The sequence below is a fragment of the Candidatus Nitrospira salsa genome (genome assembly GCF_965152625.1).
In genome coordinates, this window is record NZ_CBCUCO010000002.1 from 277,291 (window position 1) to 301,567 (window position 24,277).

Below are 24,277 nucleotides of genomic sequence, written 5' to 3' on the forward strand. Positions count from 1 at the left end.
CACTATGCATGTTCCGCAGTGGATAGCGGCTCATATCATTCCAGTATTGGGAGCAAAGTGTATCCAATGGCTCGGACACACTTTATATATTAGCAAAAGAGGTGAGGAACCAGTTTGTAAATTGTATCGTGAGGGAAAGTCCGTAATTTTTGCTTTTTGGCATGGTCGACAATTAATGATGCCGTTGGCCTATCGTGGGAAGCTTGCCTATATATTAATTAGTCAACACAGGGATGGGGAACTCATCGATCGAGTCATCAGCCGATTTGGATTTCGATCGGTGAGAGGATCGACGACGAGAGGTGGAAATGCTGCTCTTCGACAATTAATTCGGTACGGACGCACGGGTGCTGATCTTGTTATCACGCCCGATGGGCCCAGGGGACCTCAAGGGACAGTGCAGGAAGGTGTGATTCATTTAGCCAAAATGACTGGACTTCCCATTGTTCCAGTGACGGTGGCGTACTCAAAAAAAAACTTTTCTCCAGTTGGGATCAGTTTATGATACCGTATCCGTGGGCAAAAGCCTTGTTTATTTGGGGCACCCCTCTGTGGATCGAATCCTTGTCCTCTCGCGAAATCCTTGAAGTGAAACGTCTTGAACTTGAACGCACCCTGGCCCAGATAACTCTTGAAGCTGAGGCTAAAGTTTCTGAACTATAACATCCGGTCTGTATTGATTATGTGGCGGGCCAGAGACCGCTTGTTTTCATCGTTCTCTGCTTCGTAATGAGTGATGCGACATATGTTTGTCATGCGTGGGAGGTATGGTGGGGTACTTCTTGTACAATGTTCTCCTGCTGATTGCATCTCCAGTGATCGTGTTGGGACTTTTGGCCAAGCCGCGATGTCGTCGCGGTCTTCTCCAACGGTTGGGTCGAGTTCCCACTAACCTTAAACATCTGAATTCTCCTGTTATTTGGATTCACGCCGTGTCGTTGGGAGAAGTGACGGCGGTGGTTCCCTTCGTCAAAGAGCTGCATGCACTGTATCCTCATTGCTCTCTGGTGGTTTCGACTGTTACTGAGACGGGACGTGAAGCGGTTGAGCAACAGTTAGGTCATGTCGCGCATCACTGTTATTGCCCCGTCGATTTCTCCTGGGCGGTGAAGGCCTATATTCGTGCATTACATCCAGTAGCGTTTCTTCTTATCGAAACCGAATTGTGGCCGAATCTCTTACGGTTGATGGCCGATCAACAAATCCCTGCGATCCTGGTCAACGGACGTCTCTCCTCAAATTCATTTCAACGTTACCAACGCATTCGAGGTTTTATGAGGAAAGTCCTGTCCTTTGTGACGCTGTGTTTAATGCAGACGGAACGTGACGCACAACGTATCATCAATCTGGGAGCTAGCCCTGAAATTGTCCGAACGAGTGGGAACATGAAATTCGATCATGTTGATGCTCGTCCAGATACCCATTCTGTCCCCTTGTCCCGTTCCACGCTTCATCTTGCTCCTCACGAAATAGTTTTGGTGGCGGGGAGTACCCATGCGGCTGAGGAAGATCAACTTCTCCGTTGCTACGGACGGTTATGTGAAATTATGCCGTCCCTGGTCTTGCTCATGGCCCCTCGTCACATTGAACGTAGTCAAAATGTTGAAGACAATATTCGACGTCATGGTTTTCTCTGTACCCGTAGGAGCCGTCTACAAAACGATAGTGAAACACACGAAGAAACGAAAACTCCACGTGTCATTCTGCTCGATACGAGAGGAGAACTGGCTTCGGCCTATGCCTTGGGATGGATCGCATTTGTTGGGGGAACGTTGACGCCTATTGGAGGACATAATCTCTTGGAGCCAGCTCGATGGGGAATTCCGGTATTCTTCGGACCCCATACCGATCATTGTGCTGAGGTGGCTCGGATATTATGTGATGCAGGAGGAGGGATAGAAGTTCAGAACGGAGACGAATTGTTCCGCCGGATCAAAGAGGCGAATGAAGATGCATCATGGAGTGCTCGCGTCGGACAAGCCGCGCAGAAGGCTCTTGCCGCACATGGTGGTGTGGTGAAAAAAAACATTCAAATGATTCAAACCGTCGTTCCCATGCTTGAGACGGTTCCGGTGGAGGAATCATCAACATACGTCCTTGATAGGATGTAAGAGCGCCATGCAGAGAGAAATCCGTGTTGGATCATGATGTTGGATCTTCGCATTCAAGCAGAAAAAAGCGTGTCATGGTTTCACCGTCATTGTCCAGGCTTACTGACCGTACTGGCTATTCCTTATGGCTTGGCAATTCAGACGAGAGGAAAGCTGTATGAGAAGGGCTGGTTGAAATCATCCCGACTTCCTCGTCCTGTGATTAGTGTAGGAAACCTGACGGTCGGTGGAACCGGAAAAACTCCGGTGGTGATCTGGCTGGCCAATTGGTTGCGGGCGAATGGAAAACAAGTTGGGATATTGAGCCGAGGCTATCGTCGGAAAAATACCGCAGATTGTGTCCTTGTCACAAATGGTCACGAGTGTTTGGTGAGTGCGGTGGAGGTTGGTGATGAACCGTTTCTCATGGCCCAATGTTGTCCAGGGGCGGTGATCGCGGTGGGCCATGATCGCTATAAGCTGGGTTCATGGGTTCTTGATCAACTAAACGTCGATTGTTTTGTGCTTGATGATGGATTTCAGCATTTACGTCTGTTTCGGGACTGCAATCTTTTACTGGTCGATGCCTTAGATCAACAAGGATTAACGGCACTCTTGCCGAGAGGACGGCTGCGGGAGCCACTTTCTGCAATACGACGAGCGACCTCCATTCTGGTCACTCGTACGAATCAATCTCCGAATTATCTCGATGTCATTCAGCCTCTTCAAGCAGTGATTGGTGAAAACTTTTCACCTATTCATGTTGAATTCCATTCCTTGTCAGTGGTGAATATCAGAACTCGTCAAGTCAAAGCTGGGGATTGGCTGATTGGAAAACGAGCCATAATTTTTAGTGGCATCGGCAACGCGTCGTCGTTTAGTCGGACGGTCGAACAGATGGGCGTGACCATCGTTAAAGAATTTGAGTTTGCTGATCATTTCTCCTATTCCGTGACAAGCCTTGAGCCCATTCGTGCTTACGCGCAACGTCATAACAGTGATGTGACCTTGACGACGGAAAAAGATGGAGTGAAAATTTCTTCTCTGTTACAGGATGGCGAGAATGTGTGGGCGATCCGTCTCGAGACCAGAATCGAAAAAGGTGAAAAAGAATTTTTGGAATTGTTGCAACGCGTCGTGGCGTAATGGATGAGGGGATATGGCCCCGAAGATGACCCAGTCGAGTGTGTATCGCAAACTATTGATCCTGCGTATCTATGACTGATCAGGATATCTCGAAAATTCTTATCCGAGCACCAAATTGGATAGGAGATGCGGTGATGTGTACACCGGCACTTATGGATGTACGGGAATGTTATCCACGCGCCAATATTACGTTGTTGGCAAGACCAGCCATTGCAGAGTTACTGAACGGTCATCCGGGCATCAATGATGTGCTGCTTTATCAGCATCAACGTACTCATGCCGGAATGATGGGCAAAGCACGGATCATTCGAGAGCTCCGATCCCACAAGTTTCAGGTTGCCATTTTGTTGCAAAATGCGTTTGAAGCAGCCTTTCTAACTATTTGTGCCGGTATTCCGGAGCGTTGGGGATATGGAACCGACGGGAGGAGTGTTCTGCTTTCGAAAGCCGTGCCGACCTTACGCACTAAAAAAAGTATACATCAAGTTCGGTATTATCAGTTACTTATTCAACATGTGTTAGGCCGTACACTTCCACGTCGGATGCAACTTGTGACGTTTGAGCAAGATGAGGAAAGTGTGAATCAACGCTTTCCTGAGATTGTCACAGGAAAGCGTGAATATGTCATTGGTCTGAATCCTGGATCCGTGTATGGTTCTTCAAAGCGATGGTTGCCTGGTCGATTTGCTGAGTTAGCTGATCGCGTGGTGGACCACATTCGTCAGAGGGCTGGTTCGACAGCAACCGTTAAGTGTGTGCTTGTCGGGGGAACGGGAGAAGAATCGCTGGCACAGACGATTGCCTCTTTGATGCAAGTGACGCCAATTATCCTATCTGGGAAAACGACTCTTCGTGAACTGATGGTCATCATTAAACGATGCTCTCTGTTTATTACCAATGATACTGGCCCGATGCATATTGCTGCTGCATTCAACGTTCCTCTTGTCGCGATTTTCGGATCAACAGACTCTGGATATACGGCTCCGTTTGGGTGGGAGGATACCGTTGTCCAGGATTCCGTGAGGTGTGCTCCCTGTTTTCTTCGATCCTGTCCGATTGATCATCGCTGTATGACGCAAATTTCGGTGCAACAGGCGTTCGATATGGCACTGTACCAACTTTCAAGAAGTGTGAAGGTGGATCATGATGCATAGCGACGTCACAGTGTTTGTGGATCGTGATGGCACCTTAAATGAGGATCCTGGGTATTTGTCGAGCCCTGATGGCCTCGTGTTGTATCCCGGTGTCGTTGAAGCTGTTGCTCGATTAAAGCAGGCAGGTTGTTCTGTGGTACTTGTTACGAATCAATCGGGAATAGGTCGAGGATATCTCACGAGAACCAACTTACAGGCTATTCATGATAAGCTAGAGAACGTATTAATGAAGGGTGGAGGGAGCTTGGATGGAATTTTTTTCTGCCCGCATCTTCCCGATGAAGGGTGTGATTGCCGTAAACCCAAGACTGGCCTCATTCATCAGGCTGTCGAGACGTTAAAAGTCTCAACCGCTCATAGCTATATGGTTGGTGATAAGCAAAGTGACATGGAATTAGCCAACAACATTGGAGCGATTGGTGTCTTAGTCACCACGAGTTCTGTGAGTCACGAAGCCATAAAAGCAGAAATGCGTGGCGGACTTCATATTGAAAGTATCACTTTAACTTTTAGTGATGCGGTAGAATGGATTCTTCAGGATGTAGTAAAGAAGCAGTGAACAGGGTTGTTGTTGTCTACTTGGTCTTTTGTTCATGCATTGCCAAGTATGAACTCCCTGTATTGCATTGTGTATTTCTCTTGTCATAATGAACCACGGCTCATGTCTGGTAAGTTTTACTTCTGCTTGACGCATGCATGATTTCCCCACCTAAACGAATCCTTATTTTAAAGCCCAGTTCGTTGGGTGATATCGTGCATGCCCTTCCAGCTCTTGCTTCGCTGCGTACATGTTATTCTACGGCAAACATTGCCTGGATGATTAAACAGGAGTGGGCTGAATTGTTGGATGGCAATCCAGATGTCGATGAAGTTATTCCTGTCAATTTTCGTCTGAGATCTTGGCCCTCGTTAATTCGTCGCGTTCGTCGAGGGAAATACGATATGGTGATTGATCTTCAAGGACTATTTCGAACGGGATTCCTCGCGGGTGTTTCCGGAGCATCCGAACGGGTGGGATTTGCAGCAGGACGAGAAGGCAGTCCCTGGTTCTATACCCAACGCGTAGAATTACCAATACCGATGGATCGTCCCTGGCGTTTACTCGATATGCACGCGGTAGACAGAAATCTAGCCGTGGTCCGGCACCTTGGTGTGGAGACTCAAACTCCCACATTTTCTCTTCCTGATATCGAAGCTGATCGAATCACTGTTCTGCAAAAATTGGATGAAGCTGGGGTGAAGCTTGGTGACCGACTGATTGCTATCGCTCCACTGTCTCGTGAAGAAATTAAAAATTGGCCGCTGGACTGCTATGTCGAACTTGCGATCAAATTGAGTCGTTGGCCAAACTATAAAATTGTTGTGCTTGGGTCACAATCTCAACAGTGGATCATGGAAAAGTTTTCGCAGGTGACGAAAGCGAAGTGTCTTGACATGGTTGGAAAGCTTCGTCTTCGTCAGCTTGGAAGTCTGTTGCGGCAAACAGATCTACTGATTGCGAATGATTCGGCGCCTATCCATTTGGCTGTGGCCGTGGGGGTTCCTGTTATTGGTCTGTACGGTCCCACTCATGCTGGAGCGACTGGACCGTATGGGGGACGTCAACATCGGTCCTTACAGACGGTTCTTCCTTGTCGTCCGTGCGGACAATCTACTTGTCATCACGCCAAAATAAAAGAATGTTTGACTGCAATATCTGTTGACGAAGTGCTCAGTGCGGCAGAAATTCTATTAAAAGCGTCAGTGATGGACACAAAAAATGTTGTTCAGAAACCAAATGGGAAATGAATGTATGGAATTTGTTATGAGAAGCACGAAGCCTCGAAGAAAGAAACGGTAACCGATGGCTCAGAGTTCTAAGGTTTCTGCAGTGGTCATTGCCTACAATGATGAAGCGAATATGCGTGCTTGTTTAGAGAGTTTACATTGGGCTGATGAAATTATCGTGGTCGATTCTTTCAGTACCGACCAGACGACCAAGATCAGCCAAGAATTTACGGATAAAGTCTATCAGCATGCCTTTCACGGGTTTGGGCGATTACGGAATGAGGCCATATCCCATGCCTCATATGATTGGGTGTTTAGTCTCGATAGCGATGAACGTGCATCTTTGGAAGTTCGTGACGAAATTCGTGGCTATTTAGCAGAAGGTCCAAAGGCACAGGCATACTTTGTTCCTCGACTCAATAACTTTCTCGGTCGATGGATCAAGCATTCTGGATGGTATCCTGATTATCGACAACCGCAATTTTTTCACAAATCCCATATGCAGTATCGCGAGGACCTCGTTCATGAGAGTTATTCCGTGACAGGTCAAATTGGTTACTTTAAGAATCATGTGACTCAGTATCCCTTTCGAAATATTGATCAATATATTATAAAGATGGATCGATATTCATCTTTGATGTCTCAAGAGATGCGAAAGCGAGGCCGCCGGTTTCACCGTCATCAACTGATCACGCATCCGCTGTTCACATTTTTTAAAATGTATGTGTTGCGTCTCGGGTTTCTCGACGGAAAGCCTGGTCTCATTTTGTCCGGGTTGTACGCCTACTATACCTTTACGAAATACGCCAAACTGTGGGAACTAGATCAACATGAGTCTTCATGTTGATCAAAAAAACTTTCTCGAGAAGTCTTTATGATATCAGCCAATTCAGTGAACACTCAGCAGCCACGCCTTCCATTGCGAATTTTGCATACTGAATCATCAATGGAACTTGGAGGTCAGGAGTTTCGGATTATCAATGAAATTGCTGGCATGGTGAAACGAGGGCATTATGTCGTCTTGGCCGTGCAGCCGTGCAGCCAACTGGCCATACGCGCGAAGCAACATGGTATCGTGGTTGAAGAAGTGAACATGAGTCCTGTGAGGTGGCTCTGGCTCATTGTGGTGTTTCTTAAGATCATTACGCGGCATCAGATTGAGGTGGTGAATTCCCATGGGTCAATCGATAGTTGGACTGCGGCTATTGCTGGCCGTTTCTCACGTCGTTACCCGTTGATTATCAGAACGCGTCATAAGTCCACGATGATTTCCAAGACCTGGCGCCATCGTGTGCTGTATCAACGTCTGCCTCATGCCGTCACAACGACGGGTGAAGCGGTAAGAAATCTTGTGATACAGCAAGCGGATGTACCAGCGGAGCGAGTTTTCTCGATCCCAACTGGAGTTGACTTGGAGGCCTTCCATCCTGATGTGACCGGTCATAGTCGCAAGGCGCAACATTCACTGACCGATCAGCCTCTTGTGATTGGGACTGTAGCATTTTTCAGAACGTACAAAGGATTATCCTATCTTTTGGAGGCCTTTCACATTGTGGCGTCCAGTTTTCCACACGCCAAGTTACATCTTGTGGGCGATGGACCTGACTATGCTTCGATTGTCAAAAAACGAGATGAGCTTGGTCTGCACGAGCAAGTAGTACTGACAGGATTTCAGGAAGATGTGGCACTACTTTTAGCGAGTTTCGATGTCTTTGTGCTTACGTCGATTGAAGCTGAAGGGGTTCCTCAAAGTTTGACTCAAGCGATGGCCATGGGGGTGGCGGTGGTGGCGACGGATGTGGGCAGTGTTCGGGAAGTGGTGGAACATGAAACAACCGGTCTCTTAGTGGAGGCTAAAAACAGTGGAAGCCTTGCTCACGCCATCATTCGATTGGCTACGAATCAAGAGCTTCGAGAAAAATTAGGGCAGTCAGCGAAAAGGCACATTGCTGAATCCTATAGCTTTCACGGCATGCTTGTACGAACTGAATGCGTCTATCGTGAGTGTCTTGATCGACAAATTTCAGGGAGTGTGATTGTGAGTGGCACATGAAAGTCAGTGGCTTTACCTTTATTCGAAACGCGGTGAAGTATGACTTTCCCATCATTGAGGCGATTCAGTCGGCCTTGCCAATTGTCGACGAATTTATCGTGAATGTCGGAAATTCAGAGGATGACACTCTGGAGTTAATCCGCTCCTTGGGCGACAAGCGAATAAAAATTGTCGAGAGCATTTGGGATGAGACTCTGAAGCAAGATGGCCGAGTGTTGGGAATGCAACAGGATATTGCACTTTCTCATTGTTCCGGAGATTGGGCATTTCTCGTACAAGGAGACGAAGTCATCCATGAAGATGACTTACCTGTCATCCACGATGCTATGAATGCACATATTCATCGCGAAAATATTCTGGGACTGGTATTTCGTGTTCTGCATTTTAAAGGAGACTATTGGTCTCTTGATCCTTGGATGTATCGAAAAGCCACCAGGGTGGTTCGCACGAATAGGCAGATTCAGTCTTCGGCGGATGGTTGCGACTTTCGAACAGAGCAGGTAGCGAAAATGATCAAGTCAGGTCCTTCCGGACAGGTAATTCCAGCTCGAGTGTTTCACTATGGATGGGTCAAAGACCCTGAGACGTTTCGTGCCAAAAAACGTGTTATGGAATCCTGGTGGCATGGGAATACTCGTACACCTGAAGAGTTGGATCAGGAGGCGGCCTTGCAAGCGCAATTTCCGAATTATTCAATACTCAAGGATTTTAATGAGCCCCATCCCCATGTCATGCAAGCGCGACTGGCTAGGGCGAAGAAAATTAGAGCAAGACGAAATCGTTGGTTAAATTGGAAGTTTTACCGTGAAGTGATGAATCATGGATTTAAAGGGTAGAGATGAGCTCACGCCCGACTTTAGCGGTTTTGGTCATCACAAAGAATGAAGAAACGCATATTGCAGAGTGTTTGGAGAGCGTTAAGTGGGCCGATGAGGTCATTCTCGTGGATGCCCAAAGCACAGATGAAACTGTGGCAATTGCCAAAAAATATACAGACCGTATTTTCGTCAGGCCGTGGCCAGGTTTCGGGCTTCAAAAGAATTTTGGCATGGAACAGGTTGGTTCTGACTGGATATTGATACTCGATGCTGATGAGCGTGTGAGTATGGAATTGTCCAAAGAAATTCAAGAAACCCTTTCGACTGTGTCAGGTAAGACTGTGGCCTATCGCGTTCCACGGCGAAATTATTTTTATGGTCAATGGGTTCGATGGGGCGGAGCGTATCCTGACTATCAAATCCGTCTCGTTCAGAATGGAAAGGCGCAGTATAATGATGTCGCAGTTCACGAGAATTTACTTGTGAATGGTCAGATTGCGACGCTTTCAAGACATCTCGATCACTATACGGAACGAAAGATTACGGATCATTTTAAGAAATTTAATCTGTATACAACTTTGGCAGCTTCAGAAAAAGGCAAAGTCCAGAATTCTGTCTCTTGGTATCATGTCATATGTAATCCATTCATCATATTTTTCAAGACGTATGTGTTAAAAAAGGGCTATCGGGATGGTACGCGAGGAATTATTTTTGCTGTATTTGCCAGTATGTATACCTTTGTCAAATATACAAAACTGTTCGAGTCTCACGTGACGGAAAATAATGAGTGAAAGCGATTCGGTTGAAACGCTGGGTAACCCAATTCTTATAGCCGTTTCAAGTATCAACTTATACTTGAGCCGTCGTATGACGTTGAGGTCGTCTCAATCATCCAACTGGAAGTTAATTGGATTCGCTATGGCATGAAAATTGTGATTGCTGCCTGGCATTTGAAAAATTTTAATGTTGGTCTGGGGCGGTACACGCGTAATCTCATTGAAGGTCTTGGTCGTGTTGATCAGACAAATGAATATGAAGTTCTCGTACCCGTCAAGGATTTAAATTTCCCCGACTATCCCAACGTTCGGTATCGGTTCTGTCGTTACCCTCTATTTAAGAGACGGTTTTGGGAGCAAACCGCAACGATGAGTGTGGGAAATTATGATCTTTTGCATTTTCCTTATGATTCTTGCCTTGCGATCAAGCGTGGAAAGTTTGTCGTCACGATTCACGACGTCAAGCCGTTGTTGTATCCGAAACCTACAAAACGTTTCAATCTGTATGGACATATTAAACGTTTGTGTATTCCACGTCCTTTAGAAAACATCGATCATATTATTACGGTGTCAGAATGTTCACGGAGAGATATTGTCGAATATCTTGGTATTCCTCATGAGCAGATCACGGTGATTCCACAAGGTGTCGAGCATGGTCTTTTTCTCCCTCCATCAACAGAAGTGACTCAAGCGCAAGCGATGATTCCTTACGTCTTGTGTGTGGCAGGGGCTGATCCAACTAAAAATATTCAGTCCCTTATACATGCCTTTTCATTGCTGCCGGAGGATGTTCGGCATTCTCATCAATTAATTTTTGTTGGAGATATCAAAAAGCAAGGAGACCTTCCGCTATTTGTCAAGCAGAAAGGAATCGAAAAGCAGATAGTATTTGCCGGAATGGTATCAGATCAGCAATTGATACGGTATTACCAGCATGCGTCACTCTTTGTTTTTCCTTCTCTTTATGAAGGCTTCGGGTTGCCGGTTCTCGAGGCGATGGCCTGTGGTTGTCCCGTTGTGTGTTCAAATACGTCTTCATTGCCCGAAGTGGTGGGTGATGCCGCGATGATGGTTAGTCCTATGGATGTTGCCGCCCTGGAGCACGCGATGAAACAGGTTCTGACGGATCCAAGCCTTCAACACCGCATGCGGAATGCCGGCCTCCAGCGGGCCAAACAGTTTTCTTGGGAGCAAACGGCAACGCAAACAGTCCAACTCTATGAACGAGTTGCAGGTAACTGATTATGTGTGAGCTGAGAACGAAGAAAGCGAGTTGGCCGTAATCAACGAGAGTCATTCCTCCATGTCTAGCGAAGCGCCTACACGACTCTTACTCCTGGCGATACGAGCGATCGGTGATGTAGTGCTCATCACACCCATTATTCGACAACTCCGACTGGCTTACCCCGATGTCTATCTTGCGGCACTTGCCGATGGACAGAGTGCAAAGATTCTTCATCACAACCCACACCTCGATCGAGTGATTGAGATTGATCGACGTGCCGCGAGACGGTTATCAAAAACGACACAATTCAAGCAATGGCTGCAGTGCATTGCTGACATTCGGCATGAACAATTTGATACGGTTGTTGATTTATTTAGCGGGCCAAGAAGTGCCATGCTCGCATGGTTATCCGGGGCCTCTCGTCGGTATGGTGAAGAGTCTCGAAATAGGGTACGTGGCTTTCTCTACAGTCATTCTGTGGCGATGCCGCGTGACGATCGACATCTCACTGAACAAAAATTGGCCTTAGTCCACTCGCTGGTGGGAAGTATGGACTTTTACCAAGCGCCGCCATTAGAGCTTTTCCTGACTTCCGATGAATCGCAGCGTGCCTTGTCGTTGCTTGCAAATGGACAGACGACATCCGAACGAATAGTCGGTCTTGTGCCGGGAGCCGGATCACCGTGGCGAATGTGGCCGTTAGATCGGTTTGCTCAATTGGCAGACTTTCTCGTCGAGCACTATCATGTCCGGATTGTCTTGGTCGGAGGTGCTGATGATCGTGGTGTCTGTCAACGAATTTCTGAGTTGATGAACGAGCCACCGTTGGATCTATCTGGCCAGACGAGTCTCCGTGAGTTGATTGCCGTTTTAGCGGAATTTGATTTAGTCATTTCAAATGTCACAGGGCCGATGCATATTGCCTCAGCATTACCGAAACCTCACGTGATCGGTCTCTATGGCGAGGCTGATACCGTTCAATATGCGCCCTGGGGAAATCGAGCGATGATGGTGACCAAAGGAAGAAGAGAGGACGCGTATTGGCAAAAGGTGGATTATGAACAAGATTATCAGCAATTATTGGAAATCTCAGTTCAGGATGTAAAGGACGCCGTGTTTCAAGTCATGAGCGACTGGCATGTCTAGCTTACCTGTGTTGTTGTCAAGGATTGGCGTTCCTCGCTTTCTCTTCTTTTCGTGTTGGACAAGCTTTGGAAGCCACAATTGAACAATATTCTTATTATTAAATTGCGGTATATCGGGGATGTGGTGCTCTCGACTCCAGTCCTCTCAATATTGCGGCAGCAATTTCCTCATGCAAGCTTGGTTTGTCTTGTCAATCCTGGTACGCAAGAGGTTCTTCAGCATAATCCGCATGTCAACGACGTATTGGTGATGGCTCGGGGCAGCCTTGTTGAACAAATTCAATTCTGGCTGGAATTGCGTAGGCGACAGTTTGATTGCGTGATTGATTTGACTGATGGGGATCGTTCAGCATTTCTGACTTGGATTTCTGGCGCATCTCGACGCATTGGCTTCAATAGCGAAAACCGATGGAGAGGGAAATTGTACTCCCATTGTATTTCATCCGGAATTGCGAGTCGTCACATGGTGGAATATCACACTCAAGCCCTTACGTTTGTTGATGCACCTTCTGTTGTTCAAAAGCCTGAGGTGTTTGTCGGATCAGAACAAACGGCTCGTGCTCAGGCCAGATTAGATGAGCTGGGGCTTCTTGGTCGTCGTTGGGTGATGGTTCATCCGACGGCACGATATTGGTTTAAAGCCTGGCCGTTTGAACGATTTGCCAGTTTATGTGATCGGTTGGCTGAAAACTCCCTGTCGATTATTCTTGTTGGGGATGATCGAGACCAGGAAGTTGCCACGAAGATTCAAGAAGTTGCCAAAACACGAATCTTTTCGCTTGTGGGGAAAACGCCGCTCTTGGTATTAGCGGCACTCATGCAAAAAGCTGAATTGTTCATTGGTAATGATACGGGGCTGATGCATATGGCTTCCGCCGTCGAATGTCCCGTACTGGGTTTGTTCGGGCCAACGAACCCTGAAACGTGGGGGCCAAGAGGAAGCATGACGACGGTTATCTATAAGGGGCTGGATTGCCGAGCGTGTTTTCATCCAGGCTGTTTTCGCGGCGAAGAGAGCTGCATGAAACTAATTTCCATTGATGAAGTGTATGAGGCGGCGCTTAAGCTTCTTCAAGAAGTGAAGCCTGCGAAGTCATAGATTATGGGTGAGAACGATTTATAGGCATCCATCTTCATCGCCATTTGTGCTATGCAGCTTTTGTCTTCTCTATGGAAATGCTGAGAGAGGGGAGTAGGTCACAGGTCTGCCGATGACAGATTCCAACCAATCCGTGGTGTCTTGCGCACTGACTGGGTATCGATTTAACCGAACTTCGATTTGAAATGTTCCTTGATGGCCGACAATACCGATAATGGCGGCTGAATCATGTCCGTTTGGGAGAATCGTGGACGTTTGAAATTCGCAGAGCGTTGAATATAGACGACCGGTCTCTCCGAGAGTGGTCAGGAGTTCAGGGAGTTCATTCATGACGCAATGGACGGAACATCGGTACACTGATCGTTTCGATGCATCAAATGAGTCAAAGTGAATTAACTGTTCTTCAGTGAATCCGGTGAGATAGGCTCGTACCGATTGGGGTTTCCCTTGCCATGTTGCCGCGAGTTGGCTGGCCGGAACAAGAAATTCAAAGACGTCAGGGGAGTTTAATTCAAATTGGCATGGTCCAAAGGCATCCGGCCATGAACAAAATAGTGGTGTGTCCTGACGAGGGGTTTGGAGGCGGACCTGTATCTGGTCGACAACGGCTTCCAATGGAAGGTCGAGTGTTTTGATCGCGGACTGAAACGCGGCTTGACGTTCGGTTAACCACAAAGGGCGTTGATGATCAGCCCATGTTTCGCCGGGTGCGACGATTTCCGTCGTGTGCACACGGACTCGGATAAAGGAATGGGCATGTCGAAAACCCAACCAGAGCATGGCATCAGGTCGTAAGGTCACCATGTGTTCTTCAATGCGCCAGGGATGACAGATTGAGCAATAGGTGTTCACGGATTGGTATTGTTGAACAACGGTGTGATATTGCCCTGCCAGTAGGAAGAAGTCTCCTTCCCATTGATCCAAAATGTGAATCAGTGTGATGTCTTCTAATGGCCAAGGGTCAAGTGCTTGAATGCCCTGTGGTCCAGAAACCTTCCACTCTTCGATATAGCAAATAATATCTTTTTCGGTATGGGCAGGGGTGAGTCCAGCCTGTTTCAATTGTTGAGTGGTCTGCAAGACCTCATCAAAAGAGAGGGGCGCTATTGTTTCCCAGCGATGTTCACGCATAACGATGACGGTTATAAAGTTTTGATGTGATCAGAACGTTTGGTCAGAGATAGTATTGACCGTATGGAAATTATGGCAACTGAGATTTGGAATGGTGCTCTCGACAGATCCTTGCCCCAAACAGCTGGCCTGCGGGACGAAGCTATGCGAAGGCTGGCGGAGAGGGCGGGATTTGAACCCGCGGTAGGTTTTACCCTACGACGGTTTAGCAAACCGTTGGTTTCAGCCAGACTCACCCACCTCTCCGCATTGTCTGTGTTCCGACTGGTGATGTTTTAGTTGTTATAAGGCGATTTGTCAATCTACACGATGAAACCCTCTCTGTGTGTCACTTTTTCGACTTCATGGGCGAACAAACACAATGTTCATACGAGGTGGTGAACTGTGAGTAGGGTGATGGCCAAATGTTCACGGGTCTTGTTTTGGACAATCTATGATCGCCCACTCATCTTGTTGGTTAGTATGTGTGTTCCGAGGGTTACCGGTGCGCTCTATGAGGAATAGGGCTGGGCGGCGTGAACATTTATGCCTGACCTTGTGGACCTTTGAATGTGGTTTCATTATTCTTATCGTTCATGGTATTCACCATAGTTTCCATCAGTGCAGAAAGTTTTTTATATTGAGGGTGATCTGGAGTCAACGGTTGCCCATTCTCGTCTCGCATAAGATCTTCCATGCCGGCGACCAAATCGTTCATTTCTGGAAATGGTAGGTCTGATTTGCTTTTTTTTCCCATGTGCTGCATCCTTTTTCTTGAATACGAATAGGTTGACGAAGGTGTTGTTATGAGTGTTTATCCTGTTCGAGAATACTCTGAATGATGGTCTTGAGATTTTCTTCCGTTAAATTTGCGACTCGAATATTTCCATCAATCACAATGGTTGGTGTGTGCGTGACTTTAATGCGTTCTCCCCAGGCTTTTCCTTTTTCGAGTGTTCGATAAGGAACGCCGCTGGCTAATCCTTTTTCAAATTCTTCAACATCAAGTTCTAGCTTTTCAAGCAACAATCGTCGTATGGTTTTGTCGAAGACTTCAATTTTTTTCCCATGAATGGCGCCGAATAATGCATCTTTCATTTCAGGGCCCTTGCCCATCGTCACGGCTTGTTCATACATTTCAAACGCCGTAGGAAGTTTGCCTGGCATGACTGGAAATCCGATGAGTCGAGCTTCGAATTCATCTCCGAACTCTTCTGCAAGCTTGGTGACGACAATTTTTTCAAACATGTGGCAATGCGGGCAATAGAAGTCGGCAAATTCAAATAGGATAACTTTCCCTTTTTCATGTTTGGATGGTTCATCAAGCAGTTCATATTCACCTTGAATCGTGTTACTTGTTGCCCCAATTGCCAAAGGGACAGTCAGAGAAAAAATGACGACACAGATGAGCCAGGCGAAGGATGAGCGGGCGGTGTCCATGCGAGTACCTTTCCTAAATATTATAACTGGCGGTCTGTAGCAAGATGGTTTGATGTACGCGAATTCTTCCTCTCAGGCTACCATGATAGTGACGAGGGTTCAACCTAAACGAACGAGAGACTCTAGGGTGAGTTGGTCTCACTGGCTGCTTGATAGCCGTTCGAAAGGCCACGCATGCTTGACAAATTTCACGTAAGGAGGACAGGAGAATGAAGATTGTAAGTCTTGATGATTTTCAAGAGTTTTCTTTGGAGAAAATGAAAAAACACAATGTATTTCAATCTATGAGGTTTTTTTGTGATGTGTATTGTCTTGAGCCGAAACAAGAGCAAAAAGGTCATGTGCATGCCGACCAAGACAAAGTCTATCTTGTCATAGAGGGGAGTGGAATATTTCAAATTGGAGGGGAAAGTCATGTGCTTGGGCAAGGGCAGGGGACGATGGCTCCTGCCGGTGAGGAGCATGGTGTTATCAACCATACGGATCAACGACTTCGAATCTTGGTATTTATGGCACCGAATCCTTCTTAAGCCACTATATGAAGGGAGAGACTTCATCGAGGTGAGAGTATTCCTGGAAAAATTAGCTTAACTACGAACATGAAGAACTGACATGGAGTTACCGATTTTACATATCGGAGATGATGTGACGCAGGAGGCCTTGGAAACCCTTGTCCAAGCGGTTCGAAGCGCAGGAGGGCGGGCTCTCTTTGTGGGAGGATGTGTCCGGGACGCGATTCTTGGTATCTCTTCCAAAGATCTTGATATTGAAGTCTATGGCATTGCTCCTGAGAAGTTGAAGCAACTCTTAGGTACCTATTTTAAGATTGATGTCGTTGGGGAAGCATTTGGGGTACTCAAAATTTATGGTTGGCCTATCGATGTCTCCATTCCGCGTAGGGAATCGAAAGCTGGATTGGGACATAAGGCTTTTGACATTTTTTCTGATCCAACGATGACTCCCAAAGACGCTGCGATCCGACGAGACTTTACGGTGAATGCCATGGCCTATGATCCGATGACTCGCGAGCTGATTGATCCTTTTTCAGGCTTCCAGGATCTTCACGATCATATTCTGCGTCATGTTGGGGAACAATTTTCGGAAGATCCGCTCAGAGTGCTTCGCGGACACCAATTTGCTGGGCGATTTTCCTTAGAGGCGACACCAGAGACCATACGGTGCTGTCAAAATCTCGTGACTGAATATGACACCCTGGCGATCGAACGTATTTGGGGTGAGTGGTACAAGTGGGCGGCACAATCTCAACGGCCTTCGGCTGGCTTGCACTTTCTTCAGCAATGCGAGTGGCTTCAAAAATACCCGGAGTTAGCGGCACTTCAGGAATGTCCGCAGGATACTCGTTTTCATCCTGAAGGGGATGTTTGGATTCACACGTTGTATGTTGTCGACCGGGCAGCTCGAATTGCCGAACGAGATGGTTTAAGTTTGGAAGATCGGGCCGTATTGGTCTTCTCGGCATTATGTCATGACCTTGGAAAGCCAGAAACCACGGAAGTTCTTCCTGACCGTATTCGTTCACATGGCCATGCCGGAACGGTTGAGACGTTTCAACATTTTCTTCAGAGTGTGGGGATGCCGCTTGGATTAAGGAATCGTGTCATACAGCTCTGTCGATATCATTTGACGCATATTGACTTTGTTGGATCTTCTAAGCATGTGCGGCGTGTGGCCGTGGCACTCGATGAGGCAGGCGAAAACTTAGAAATGTTGGCGCGACTTGTCGAAGCCGATCACAGTGGCCGACCTCCACTGCCGCAAGAGCTCCCGCGCAACATGGCAGAGATGTTGGAGGTCGCTCAAAAATTAGAAATCCACACTCAAGCTCCAAAGCCATTGCTCATGGGTCGTCATCTTTTGGCGATGAATGTGCAGGCTGGTCCTCTAATGGGGGTTATCTTGAAAGCAGCATTTGAGGCTCAACTAGGAGGGGAGTTTGATACCATAGAGGGAGCTTGTCGGTGGGTACAACAGCACTATTTCGAATAGGGGCATGTTGGGTCTATTCAGGAAAACGGGAAAAACCCATAGGGAACGGTGGGTACGTTAGTGCCCGCCAGCTGACAAGAACTTCTCATCGTCATTTTTTCTTCCATAAATCACTCCTGGTGAAATGTCCGGGAGACAGATTTTGGTAGTTTTCTGAATCGTTTCAATAATTTGCTATAAATCAAGCAGAAAGATACAATTTAAATCTTCCAGCATTATCCTTTATCTGTTAATTTAGAGTTTATTCGTGTCGTCAAAAGCAGAGAACAAATTATAAAAAACCTCGGCAAGGGAATGAATATTGAGTAATGAAATCCAAAACCATGTCTGAGAAAAAAAAGACCTCTTCTCAAACAGCTTTTGTTGCCAAGAAGGTTCCCCCTAAAAATAAAACAAATTCGAAGCTAACTAAGAATAAAGCAAAACCCAAGACAGCGAAGGCCAAGCTTATAGTCGAAGTCCTCCCTCAATCCGGACGTGTTCCATTGAAAAAAAAGACCTCGTCCAAGGTTTCTGGTCGCAAGAAGAAACCTGTCCCACTCAAGCCCGAAGTACCTAATTCCGAGCCCGCGAAGTCTAAGGCAGCCGACCAAGCCCGCCCTCGCCCGCGACGAGTGTCATCGAGTCAACTTGCCGCGCAGCCAGATGATCTTGAGATCGTCACCGCACCACCAGCTCGAGGTGACGAGCTGGTGGTGGTTGGCATTGGAGCCTCTGCCGGTGGGTTGGAGGCACTCCAAGTGCTCATCCCAACGCTTCCCTATACGAATCAGATTACCTATGTCCTAGCACAACATTTGGATCCCAAACATCCCAGTATGTTGGTGACACTGTTGAGTCGACATTCAGAAATGCCCATCCTAGAACTGAGAGATGGAACGATCCCTAGGCCTGGCACCATTTACATTACGCCCCCAGATCGTAATGTATTATTTGAACAAGGGAAACTCATTCTCGCTCAGCCTCGTCCGGGTTCAGTAGGGCCTAAACCATCCATCGATATCTTTTTCTCGTCTCTCGGGGAAGAATTGGCAGAGCGAGCCGTAGGCATCATTCTGTCTGGAACAGGGTCTGATGGAGCACATGGCGTGAAAGCGATCAAGGCGGCAGGGGGATTCATTATTGTTCAAGATCCCGTAACAGCCAAATATGACGGCATGCCGAAGACGTCTATTGATACGGGATGTGTTGATCTCATTCTTCCCTCACCAGAAATTGGCCGGGAGCTTCCTGGAATCCTCGTCTATCCCACGCGACTTCCATTGTTAATTAAGGAAGAAGCTTCAGTCAAGGCGTTACAAACGCTCTATGCACGATTGCATCAGAGTACCGGATGTGATTTTTCCGAGTATAAGCAAAATACGATTCATCGGCGAATAGGACGGCGAATGGCTGTCCACAAGATCCACGATGTGACGGAATACCTTGAATTAGCGGAGACTTCGCCAGGTGAGCTTGATGCGCTCTATAAAGACATCATTATTTCAGTCACTAGCCTTTTCCGAGATTCCCAAGCCTATGGGGTACTCAAGGATGTGATTGATCAAATCGTCGATAGCAAAAGCGAGGGAGACAATCTGAGGATGTGGGTAGCCGGTTGTGCCAGCGGCGAAGAAGCCTATTCAATCGCGATGCTGGTGGCCGATTCGCTGGCTCGAAAAAATCGAACATTAAAAGTGAATATTTTTGCGACGGATATTGATACCGATGCCCTAGCTCGAGCGAGAAAAGGCTTGTATCCGGAAGCGGCCATTGTCGATGTCCCAAAAGCTATCGTGGGAAAATATTTTACCCGAACCGAAAATCATTATCGGGTGGTAAAAGCAATACGTGAGATGGTCGTGTTTTCTCGGCAAGATCTTGTCAAAGATCCACCATTTTCTCGTCTTGATCTCGTCAGTTGCCGAAATGTCCTCATATACTTTTCGCCGCATCTCCAACAACGCCTCTTGCCGATTTTTCATTATATTTTGAATCCAAATGGGTATTTGTTCCTTGGGAAGTCGGAGTCAACAGGGCAATTTATCGACCTCTTTTCTCCGGTTGAAAAAAAGTCGAAAATCTTTCGGCGTCGCGGAGGAGGAGGGCGAACCCGGCGTGTCCAAGTCGGTCCTCTGGCTCTCCAGCATTTCAAACCACTGAGTCCCGGGAAAGCGCGAGCAGTCAAAGAGCCGTCACTTGGTGATGTGGTCAACAAGATAGCGGCCGAGGCGTATGGGCATCCTGGGGTCGTAGTAGACGATCACATGAATGTCATCCTTGTTCGGGGTGAGGTGAGTTCGTATCTGACTTTGGCCCAGGGAGAGGCCGGGCTCAACGTGCTGGCCATGATCCGGCCTGATTTACGAGCAGAATTACGGTCCATACTAATAAAGTGTACCCGTGAGCAGATTCCACTGTCGACAAAGAATCTTATCCTCAATATGAAGGGGAAAGCGGAGACCATCCGATTACATCTTCGGCCGATCAAGAGTGAGAGTCGTCAGGCAGGTGCCATCGTGATATTTTTCGAATCTATTCTCACGGTCAAACCTGTGAAGCTGACCATTCGCAGTACGAAAGGTATGGTCGATGAACGCATCAAAGAACTTGAAAGGGATTTGGTGGCCACACAAGAGCATCTGCAAACCACCGTGGAGGAACTGGAAACTGCCAACGAAGAACTCCAATCGTTGAATGAAGAACTCCAGTCCGCCAACGAAGAACTCCAATCCTCGAATGAAGAGTTAGAAACCTCGAATGAAGAGTTGCAATCGACCAATGAAGAATTAACGACGCTGAATGAAGAGATTCAGGAACGTTCGGCTGAATTGAGTTTGGCCAACACGGACCTCGAAAATATTCAAGAGGCGATTGGATTTGGCCTGGTCGTGGTTGACAAATCATGCCGTCTCACCCGGTTTACTCCAGCGGCAACCGCGCTCTTCGAGATGTCAGAAGAGCATCTTGGCCATGCGCTCACAACGATTCCGACCCGTCTCGATATGCCGTTTCTTCGGGAAGACGTGCAGGAAGTGGTCAATAAGGAACGAGCAAGAAGTCGGGAATTTCAACATGGCGATATGACTTACCTGTTTCAAGTTTTGCCGTATCGAGCGCCGAACCAGCAGACAGTAGGAGCCGTGTTGATGTTCATCGACAAGACGACTGATCTTTTGGCTGAGCAGGCTCTCCGGGAAAGTGAAGGACGGTTTCGCCAAATTACTGAGCATATCCATGACGTGTTTTGGGTGGCTGACTCGACAGGTAAAACGATACAGTATGTTAGTCCGGCCTATGAGAAAATCTGGGGACGGTCATGTCAAAGTCTGTATGACCGAGGGCTTGATTGGATTGATGCCATTCATCCTGAAGATCGCGCGGGTACACAACATGCGTTTTTCGACAAAGCTGCAAATGGGACGTTTAGTCAGGATTTTCGTATCCTCCAACCTGATGGGACTGTACGGTGGATCTGGGACCAAGCCTTTCCTGTGTCCGATGCAGAGGGACGCGTTGTCAGGATAGTGGGCATCGCTAAAGATATCACAGACCGAAAGCAAGCTGAGTCAGCAATCCGTGAGCACGAACAACAGTTTCGAGCTGTCTTCAACTCGGCATTTCAATTTATGGCCATTCTAGACACAGATGGCACGGTACGAGAAGTCAATCAGACGATGTTAAATTTCTGTGGAGTGGACGCCAAAGACGTGGTAGGGAAACTACTCTGGGAAGGGCCATTGAAAGTCATGAGTAGCGTCGCCACGAATCAGCTTAAGCATGCGATTGCCTCGGTCATGCATGGCGGCTCTTTTGCGCGCTTCACAGGTGAATTCGTTGGGAGCGAGGAAAAGACTATGACCATTGATCTCTCCTTCAGAGGTTTTAAAGGCGAATTTGGGAAGGCGAACTCACTGATTATGGAAGGTCGAGAAATCAGATAACAGCGAGGCGGACACATGATCGATATTGGTATGGTAGGAAAAGCCTTGGGGTTGCTCTGGTATGAGACCCCTGTTCTTGTGACGAACAAAAAGCACAAAGGAGCAGAGCATCCAAACTTTATGTACAGTGCGCCTCTGCCATCTGATGACCCTGTGAGACTTCAAGCCCTTTCGGCGAATTCCATCTTTGATACGCCGTCGAAACTCCAGTTTGATGACCTGACCTTCCCGGCGTCACATATTTGCCAAACACCTATTGCGATCATCAGTTTCATTGATCCAGCGCGACAATGGTTTAAGTCAACGGTGGGTTTCAGTGCGAGTGAAACGTCTCAGGATATTGGGTTTTGCCCTCACGCGATCCTCGCGCAGCAGATATTAGTTGTTCGCGATTTTGCGACTGAACTGAGATTTGCGGATAATCCTCTCGTGACCAAAGACCGACAGATTCGGTTTTATACTGACGCGCCATTGGTACCCAACGCTGATCATACGTGAGGTACGCTTTGTGTGATTGATCGGGTCCCACTCGATTTGGCTCAATCAATCCTTGCACATGGCGTTGCAGCCGTTGGCGCGTCACGTGATGATTCTCATGTTCACCAGGCACTTCTGAAGAAAGGTTGATCAGGTGAACCCAACCTCGTTCTTCTTCCGGTTTGTGCTTCTTGGTACTGAAGACTACCTGGGACATCAAAAATGAGTAGGGATATATGGCCGCCCACGGGCAAAAATGTTCAAGACGTGAGTCTCTCTCTTCTTTTGCTGATAGGAGCGAGTACTGCTGACCTCCTGACGCCCCTGGGCGTGGCGACCGGTGTTCTGTACGTATTGCCTATTGTCGCAACTTTAAAATTAAATTCTTCGCAAACAACCTGGATATTCGCAGTGGTATCCACTCTCTTAATTTTTCTGGGATGGTGGCAATCTCCAATTGGGGACAGTGTATGGAAAGTCAGTGTTAATCGTATCATTTCAATTTTGGCAGTGTGGACGACAGCTTTTATCGTGATGAGGGGGATACAAACATCACTGCTGCAGGTCCTTCATCGCCGGAATGAATTACTTCTCACTTGCGCTGGAGAAGGAATTTTTGGATTAGATTTAGAAGGTAAGGCCACTTTTGTGAATCCTGTAGCAGCGCAGATGTTGGGGTATTCCCCTGAGGAACTTCTTGGCTCTCCTATGCATGCGACTATTCATTCCACGAAGCCGGATGGGACACCCTGTCAGGGCGAGGACTGCCCGATGTCGGCCGCCTTCATGGACGTCCCCGTCCATCATGTAGACGATGAAGTGCTCTGGCGAAAAGACGGCACCAGTTTTCCGGTTGAATACACGAGTACGCCGATCCGTAATGAACAGGGTACGATCGAAGGAGCCGTCGTCACGTTTTCGGATATTACGGAGCCCAAAAAGCGTCGAGACGAAATCAACCGCCTCTCCGAACGCCTGCAAATTGCCACACAATCAGGCCATATTGGTATTTGGGACTGGGACGTCATTAACGATGTGCTGACCTGGGACGACACCATGTATGCTCTTTACGGAATCTCCGAGGATACATACTCTGGTGACTATAAAGCCTGGATACAGAGTCTCCATCCCGATGACGCTGCTCAAGCCAAAGCCGAATTACAGGAAGCCCTTAAAGGCAACAGTCTCTATAACACGCAATTTCGAGTTAGGTGGCCTGATCACTCCATTCACCACATTCGGGCCTTTGCCCATGTCTTTCGCAATACGGAGGGACGACCGATACGAATGACGGGTGTGAATGTGGACATTACTGACCAAAAACACATAGAACGTGTGTTGCTTCAACAACGTGCCAAGCTAGCGCGCTCGAATACAGAATTGCAACGATTCGCCTACGTGGCGTCCCATGATCTTCAGGAGCCACTTCGCATGATTAGTAGCTTTATCCAACTTCTTGCCACAGAGTATCACGGTCGTTTGGATGCGGAGGCTCATGAATATATTGACTATGTGGTGGATGGAGCGGCGCGCATGCGGACGTTGATTGATGGGCTTTTGGAGTATTCCCAATTAGGGAACATCGAGAAGACGCTCAACCCAACGGATTGCGAAGACCTGTTGAATGAAGCACTCTTGAACCTTGGCGAAGCCATTGCAGACAAGCAGGCTATGGTCACCCATGATCCTCTCCCGACCGTTCTCGCGGACGGTAATCGACTCGCGCAAGTTTTTCAAAATCTGATCAGTAATGGGTTGAAATTCTGTGGTCCGCAATCGCCCATTATCCACGTTGGGGCTGTACACCAGGAAGAGGCCTGGCAGTTTTCCGTGGCGGATAACGGTATTGGGATTGAGGCCGCGTACCATGAACAGATATTCGACATGTTTCAGCGCCTCAATCAGAAATCCGAGTATCCCGGTAGTGGCATTGGGTTGTCCATTTGTCATAAAATCATCGGACATCACCGCGGCAAAATTTGGGTTGATTCGGAGTTCGGGGCCGGGAGTACCTTTTATTTTACCATTCCTCATAAATAGGGATCGG

At 47.5% G+C, this 24,277-nt stretch carries 22 protein-coding genes and 1 tRNA gene; 19 read left to right on the forward strand and 4 right to left on the reverse strand.

Going from position 1 to position 24,277, the window contains the following annotated elements; translation table 11 throughout:
* Window positions 1-4: 4 nt before the first annotated feature.
* The 14 genes from ACWQXP_RS03075 (at window position 5) to rfaQ (ending at window position 13,273) form a co-directional block, all read left to right on the forward strand.
* Window positions 5-505: a lysophospholipid acyltransferase family protein gene (locus ACWQXP_RS03075; RefSeq protein WP_454061372.1), complete on the forward strand. Its 501-nt coding sequence runs from the start codon at window positions 5-7 to the stop codon at window positions 503-505.
* A complete protein-coding gene (locus tag ACWQXP_RS03080; RefSeq protein WP_454061373.1) occupies window positions 502-663 on the forward strand; it encodes a hypothetical protein in 162 nt (53 codons plus the stop codon). Before ACWQXP_RS03075 ends, ACWQXP_RS03080 begins: the two co-directional genes overlap by 4 nt.
* Window positions 664-782: 119 nt before the next feature.
* Entirely contained in the window at window positions 783-2,111 is a 1,329-nt protein-coding gene (locus tag ACWQXP_RS03085; RefSeq protein ID WP_454061374.1) for a 3-deoxy-D-manno-octulosonic acid transferase, read from the forward strand.
* A gap of 33 nt (window positions 2,112-2,144) precedes the next feature.
* Window positions 2,145-3,236 carry a tetraacyldisaccharide 4'-kinase gene (gene lpxK / locus ACWQXP_RS03090; protein WP_454061375.1) on the forward strand — a complete coding sequence of 364 codons (1,092 nt, stop codon included), beginning with the start codon at window positions 2,145-2,147 and terminating at the stop codon, window positions 3,234-3,236.
* A gap of 71 nt (window positions 3,237-3,307) precedes the next feature.
* Complete coding sequence (gene waaF, locus ACWQXP_RS03095; RefSeq protein WP_454061376.1) at window positions 3,308-4,390, forward strand: lipopolysaccharide heptosyltransferase II; 1,083 nt, start codon at window positions 3,308-3,310, stop codon at window positions 4,388-4,390.
* Window positions 4,380-4,949, forward strand: coding sequence for a D-glycero-beta-D-manno-heptose 1,7-bisphosphate 7-phosphatase (gene gmhB, locus ACWQXP_RS03100; protein ID WP_454061377.1), 570 nt, complete (start codon window positions 4,380-4,382; stop codon window positions 4,947-4,949). The genes waaF and gmhB overlap by 11 nt, the downstream gene beginning before the upstream one ends.
* A gap of 137 nt (window positions 4,950-5,086) precedes the next feature.
* Entirely contained in the window at window positions 5,087-6,178 is a 1,092-nt protein-coding gene (locus ACWQXP_RS03105) for a glycosyltransferase family 9 protein (protein WP_454061378.1), read from the forward strand.
* A 55-nt stretch (window positions 6,179-6,233) separates the two neighbouring features.
* On the forward strand, window positions 6,234-7,004 hold the full coding sequence (locus tag ACWQXP_RS03110) for a glycosyltransferase family 2 protein (protein ID WP_454061379.1): 771 nt from the start codon (window positions 6,234-6,236) through the stop codon (window positions 7,002-7,004).
* Window positions 7,005-7,103: 99 nt separating this feature from the next.
* Entirely contained in the window at window positions 7,104-8,210 is a 1,107-nt protein-coding gene (locus ACWQXP_RS03115) for a glycosyltransferase family 4 protein (protein WP_454061380.1), read from the forward strand.
* On the forward strand, window positions 8,207-9,046 hold the full coding sequence (locus tag ACWQXP_RS03120) for a hypothetical protein (protein ID WP_454061381.1): 840 nt from the start codon (window positions 8,207-8,209) through the stop codon (window positions 9,044-9,046). Before ACWQXP_RS03115 ends, ACWQXP_RS03120 begins: the two co-directional genes overlap by 4 nt.
* Before the next feature lie 2 nt (window positions 9,047-9,048).
* Window positions 9,049-9,819 carry a glycosyltransferase family 2 protein gene (locus tag ACWQXP_RS03125; RefSeq protein WP_454061382.1) on the forward strand — a complete coding sequence of 257 codons (771 nt, stop codon included), beginning with the start codon at window positions 9,049-9,051 and terminating at the stop codon, window positions 9,817-9,819.
* 132 nt (window positions 9,820-9,951) lie between these two features.
* Complete coding sequence (locus ACWQXP_RS03130) at window positions 9,952-11,046, forward strand: glycosyltransferase family 4 protein (RefSeq protein WP_454061383.1); 1,095 nt, start codon at window positions 9,952-9,954, stop codon at window positions 11,044-11,046.
* Between the two features lie 61 nt (window positions 11,047-11,107).
* Window positions 11,108-12,175, forward strand: coding sequence for a glycosyltransferase family 9 protein (locus ACWQXP_RS03135; protein WP_454061384.1), 1,068 nt, complete (start codon window positions 11,108-11,110; stop codon window positions 12,173-12,175).
* 78 nt (window positions 12,176-12,253) lie between these two features.
* Window positions 12,254-13,273, forward strand: coding sequence for a putative lipopolysaccharide heptosyltransferase III (rfaQ, locus tag ACWQXP_RS03140; RefSeq protein ID WP_454061385.1), 1,020 nt, complete (start codon window positions 12,254-12,256; stop codon window positions 13,271-13,273).
* Between the two features lie 69 nt (window positions 13,274-13,342).
* Here rfaQ and ACWQXP_RS03145 read toward each other — a convergent pair whose 3' ends face one another.
* From ACWQXP_RS03145 to ACWQXP_RS03160, 4 genes are all read right to left on the reverse strand, one after another.
* Complete coding sequence (locus ACWQXP_RS03145) at window positions 13,343-14,404, reverse strand: hypothetical protein (protein ID WP_454061386.1); 1,062 nt, start codon at window positions 14,402-14,404, stop codon at window positions 13,343-13,345.
* A 154-nt stretch (window positions 14,405-14,558) separates the two neighbouring features.
* Window positions 14,559-14,650 (reverse strand) — tRNA-Ser (locus ACWQXP_RS03150).
* Between the two features lie 277 nt (window positions 14,651-14,927).
* Window positions 14,928-15,140, reverse strand: a complete 213-nt coding sequence (locus tag ACWQXP_RS03155) for a hypothetical protein (protein WP_454061387.1) — start codon at window positions 15,138-15,140, stop codon at window positions 14,928-14,930.
* Window positions 15,141-15,187: 47 nt separating this feature from the next.
* Window positions 15,188-15,823, reverse strand: coding sequence for a DsbA family protein (locus ACWQXP_RS03160; protein WP_454061388.1), 636 nt, complete (start codon window positions 15,821-15,823; stop codon window positions 15,188-15,190).
* A 209-nt stretch (window positions 15,824-16,032) separates the two neighbouring features.
* On the opposite strand from ACWQXP_RS03160, the gene ACWQXP_RS03165 reads away from it, so the two are divergent.
* From ACWQXP_RS03165 to ACWQXP_RS03185, 5 genes are all read left to right on the forward strand, one after another.
* The gene (locus tag ACWQXP_RS03165; protein ID WP_454061389.1) at window positions 16,033-16,353 is read left to right on the forward strand and encodes a cupin domain-containing protein; all 321 of its coding nucleotides are present in this window, start codon (window positions 16,033-16,035) and stop codon (window positions 16,351-16,353) included.
* A gap of 82 nt (window positions 16,354-16,435) precedes the next feature.
* The gene (locus tag ACWQXP_RS03170; protein WP_454061390.1) at window positions 16,436-17,830 is read left to right on the forward strand and encodes a CCA tRNA nucleotidyltransferase; all 1,395 of its coding nucleotides are present in this window, start codon (window positions 16,436-16,438) and stop codon (window positions 17,828-17,830) included.
* Between the two features lie 323 nt (window positions 17,831-18,153).
* A complete protein-coding gene (locus ACWQXP_RS03175; protein ID WP_454061391.1) occupies window positions 18,154-21,753 on the forward strand; it encodes a chemotaxis protein CheB in 3,600 nt (1,199 codons plus the stop codon).
* A gap of 15 nt (window positions 21,754-21,768) precedes the next feature.
* Window positions 21,769-22,251 carry a GAF domain-containing protein gene (locus tag ACWQXP_RS03180; protein WP_454061392.1) on the forward strand — a complete coding sequence of 161 codons (483 nt, stop codon included), beginning with the start codon at window positions 21,769-21,771 and terminating at the stop codon, window positions 22,249-22,251.
* Window positions 22,252-22,452: 201 nt separating this feature from the next.
* Window positions 22,453-24,270: a PAS domain-containing protein gene (locus ACWQXP_RS03185; protein WP_454061393.1), complete on the forward strand. Its 1,818-nt coding sequence runs from the start codon at window positions 22,453-22,455 to the stop codon at window positions 24,268-24,270.
* Window positions 24,271-24,277 lie beyond the last annotated feature (7 nt).

What these genes read in the sequence shown, in the direction of transcription:
- ACWQXP_RS03175 (WP_454061391.1), top strand. Translation starts at nt 18,154, where the DNA reads ATGTCTGAGAAAAAAAAGACCTCTTCTCAAACAGCTTTTGTTGCCAAG.
- ACWQXP_RS03185 (WP_454061393.1), top strand. Translation starts at nt 22,453, where the DNA reads ATGAGTAGGGATATATGGCCGCCCACGGGCAAAAATGTTCAAGACGTG.
- ACWQXP_RS03135 (WP_454061384.1), top strand. Translation starts at nt 11,108, where the DNA reads ATGTCTAGCGAAGCGCCTACACGACTCTTACTCCTGGCGATACGAGCG.
- ACWQXP_RS03180 (WP_454061392.1), top strand. Translation starts at nt 21,769, where the DNA reads ATGATCGATATTGGTATGGTAGGAAAAGCCTTGGGGTTGCTCTGGTAT.
- ACWQXP_RS03080 (WP_454061373.1), top strand. Translation starts at nt 502, where the DNA reads ATGATACCGTATCCGTGGGCAAAAGCCTTGTTTATTTGGGGCACCCCT.
- ACWQXP_RS03110 (WP_454061379.1), top strand. Translation starts at nt 6,234, where the DNA reads ATGGCTCAGAGTTCTAAGGTTTCTGCAGTGGTCATTGCCTACAATGAT.
- ACWQXP_RS03130 (WP_454061383.1), top strand. Translation starts at nt 9,952, where the DNA reads ATGAAAATTGTGATTGCTGCCTGGCATTTGAAAAATTTTAATGTTGGT.
- ACWQXP_RS03155 (WP_454061387.1), bottom strand. Translation starts at nt 15,140, where the DNA reads ATGGGAAAAAAAAGCAAATCAGACCTACCATTTCCAGAAATGAACGAT.
- ACWQXP_RS03125 (WP_454061382.1), top strand. Translation starts at nt 9,049, where the DNA reads ATGAGCTCACGCCCGACTTTAGCGGTTTTGGTCATCACAAAGAATGAA.
- ACWQXP_RS03105 (WP_454061378.1), top strand. Translation starts at nt 5,087, where the DNA reads ATGATTTCCCCACCTAAACGAATCCTTATTTTAAAGCCCAGTTCGTTG.
- ACWQXP_RS03145 (WP_454061386.1), bottom strand. Translation starts at nt 14,404, where the DNA reads ATGCGTGAACATCGCTGGGAAACAATAGCGCCCCTCTCTTTTGATGAG.
- gmhB (WP_454061377.1), top strand. Translation starts at nt 4,380, where the DNA reads ATGATGCATAGCGACGTCACAGTGTTTGTGGATCGTGATGGCACCTTA.
- ACWQXP_RS03120 (WP_454061381.1), top strand. Translation starts at nt 8,207, where the DNA reads ATGAAAGTCAGTGGCTTTACCTTTATTCGAAACGCGGTGAAGTATGAC.
- ACWQXP_RS03075 (WP_454061372.1), top strand. Translation starts at nt 5, where the DNA reads ATGCATGTTCCGCAGTGGATAGCGGCTCATATCATTCCAGTATTGGGA.
- ACWQXP_RS03160 (WP_454061388.1), bottom strand. Translation starts at nt 15,823, where the DNA reads ATGGACACCGCCCGCTCATCCTTCGCCTGGCTCATCTGTGTCGTCATT.
- ACWQXP_RS03115 (WP_454061380.1), top strand. Translation starts at nt 7,104, where the DNA reads ATGGAACTTGGAGGTCAGGAGTTTCGGATTATCAATGAAATTGCTGGC.
- ACWQXP_RS03170 (WP_454061390.1), top strand. Translation starts at nt 16,436, where the DNA reads ATGGAGTTACCGATTTTACATATCGGAGATGATGTGACGCAGGAGGCC.
- lpxK (WP_454061375.1), top strand. Translation starts at nt 2,145, where the DNA reads ATGATGTTGGATCTTCGCATTCAAGCAGAAAAAAGCGTGTCATGGTTT.
- ACWQXP_RS03165 (WP_454061389.1), top strand. Translation starts at nt 16,033, where the DNA reads ATGAAGATTGTAAGTCTTGATGATTTTCAAGAGTTTTCTTTGGAGAAA.
- waaF (WP_454061376.1), top strand. Translation starts at nt 3,308, where the DNA reads ATGACTGATCAGGATATCTCGAAAATTCTTATCCGAGCACCAAATTGG.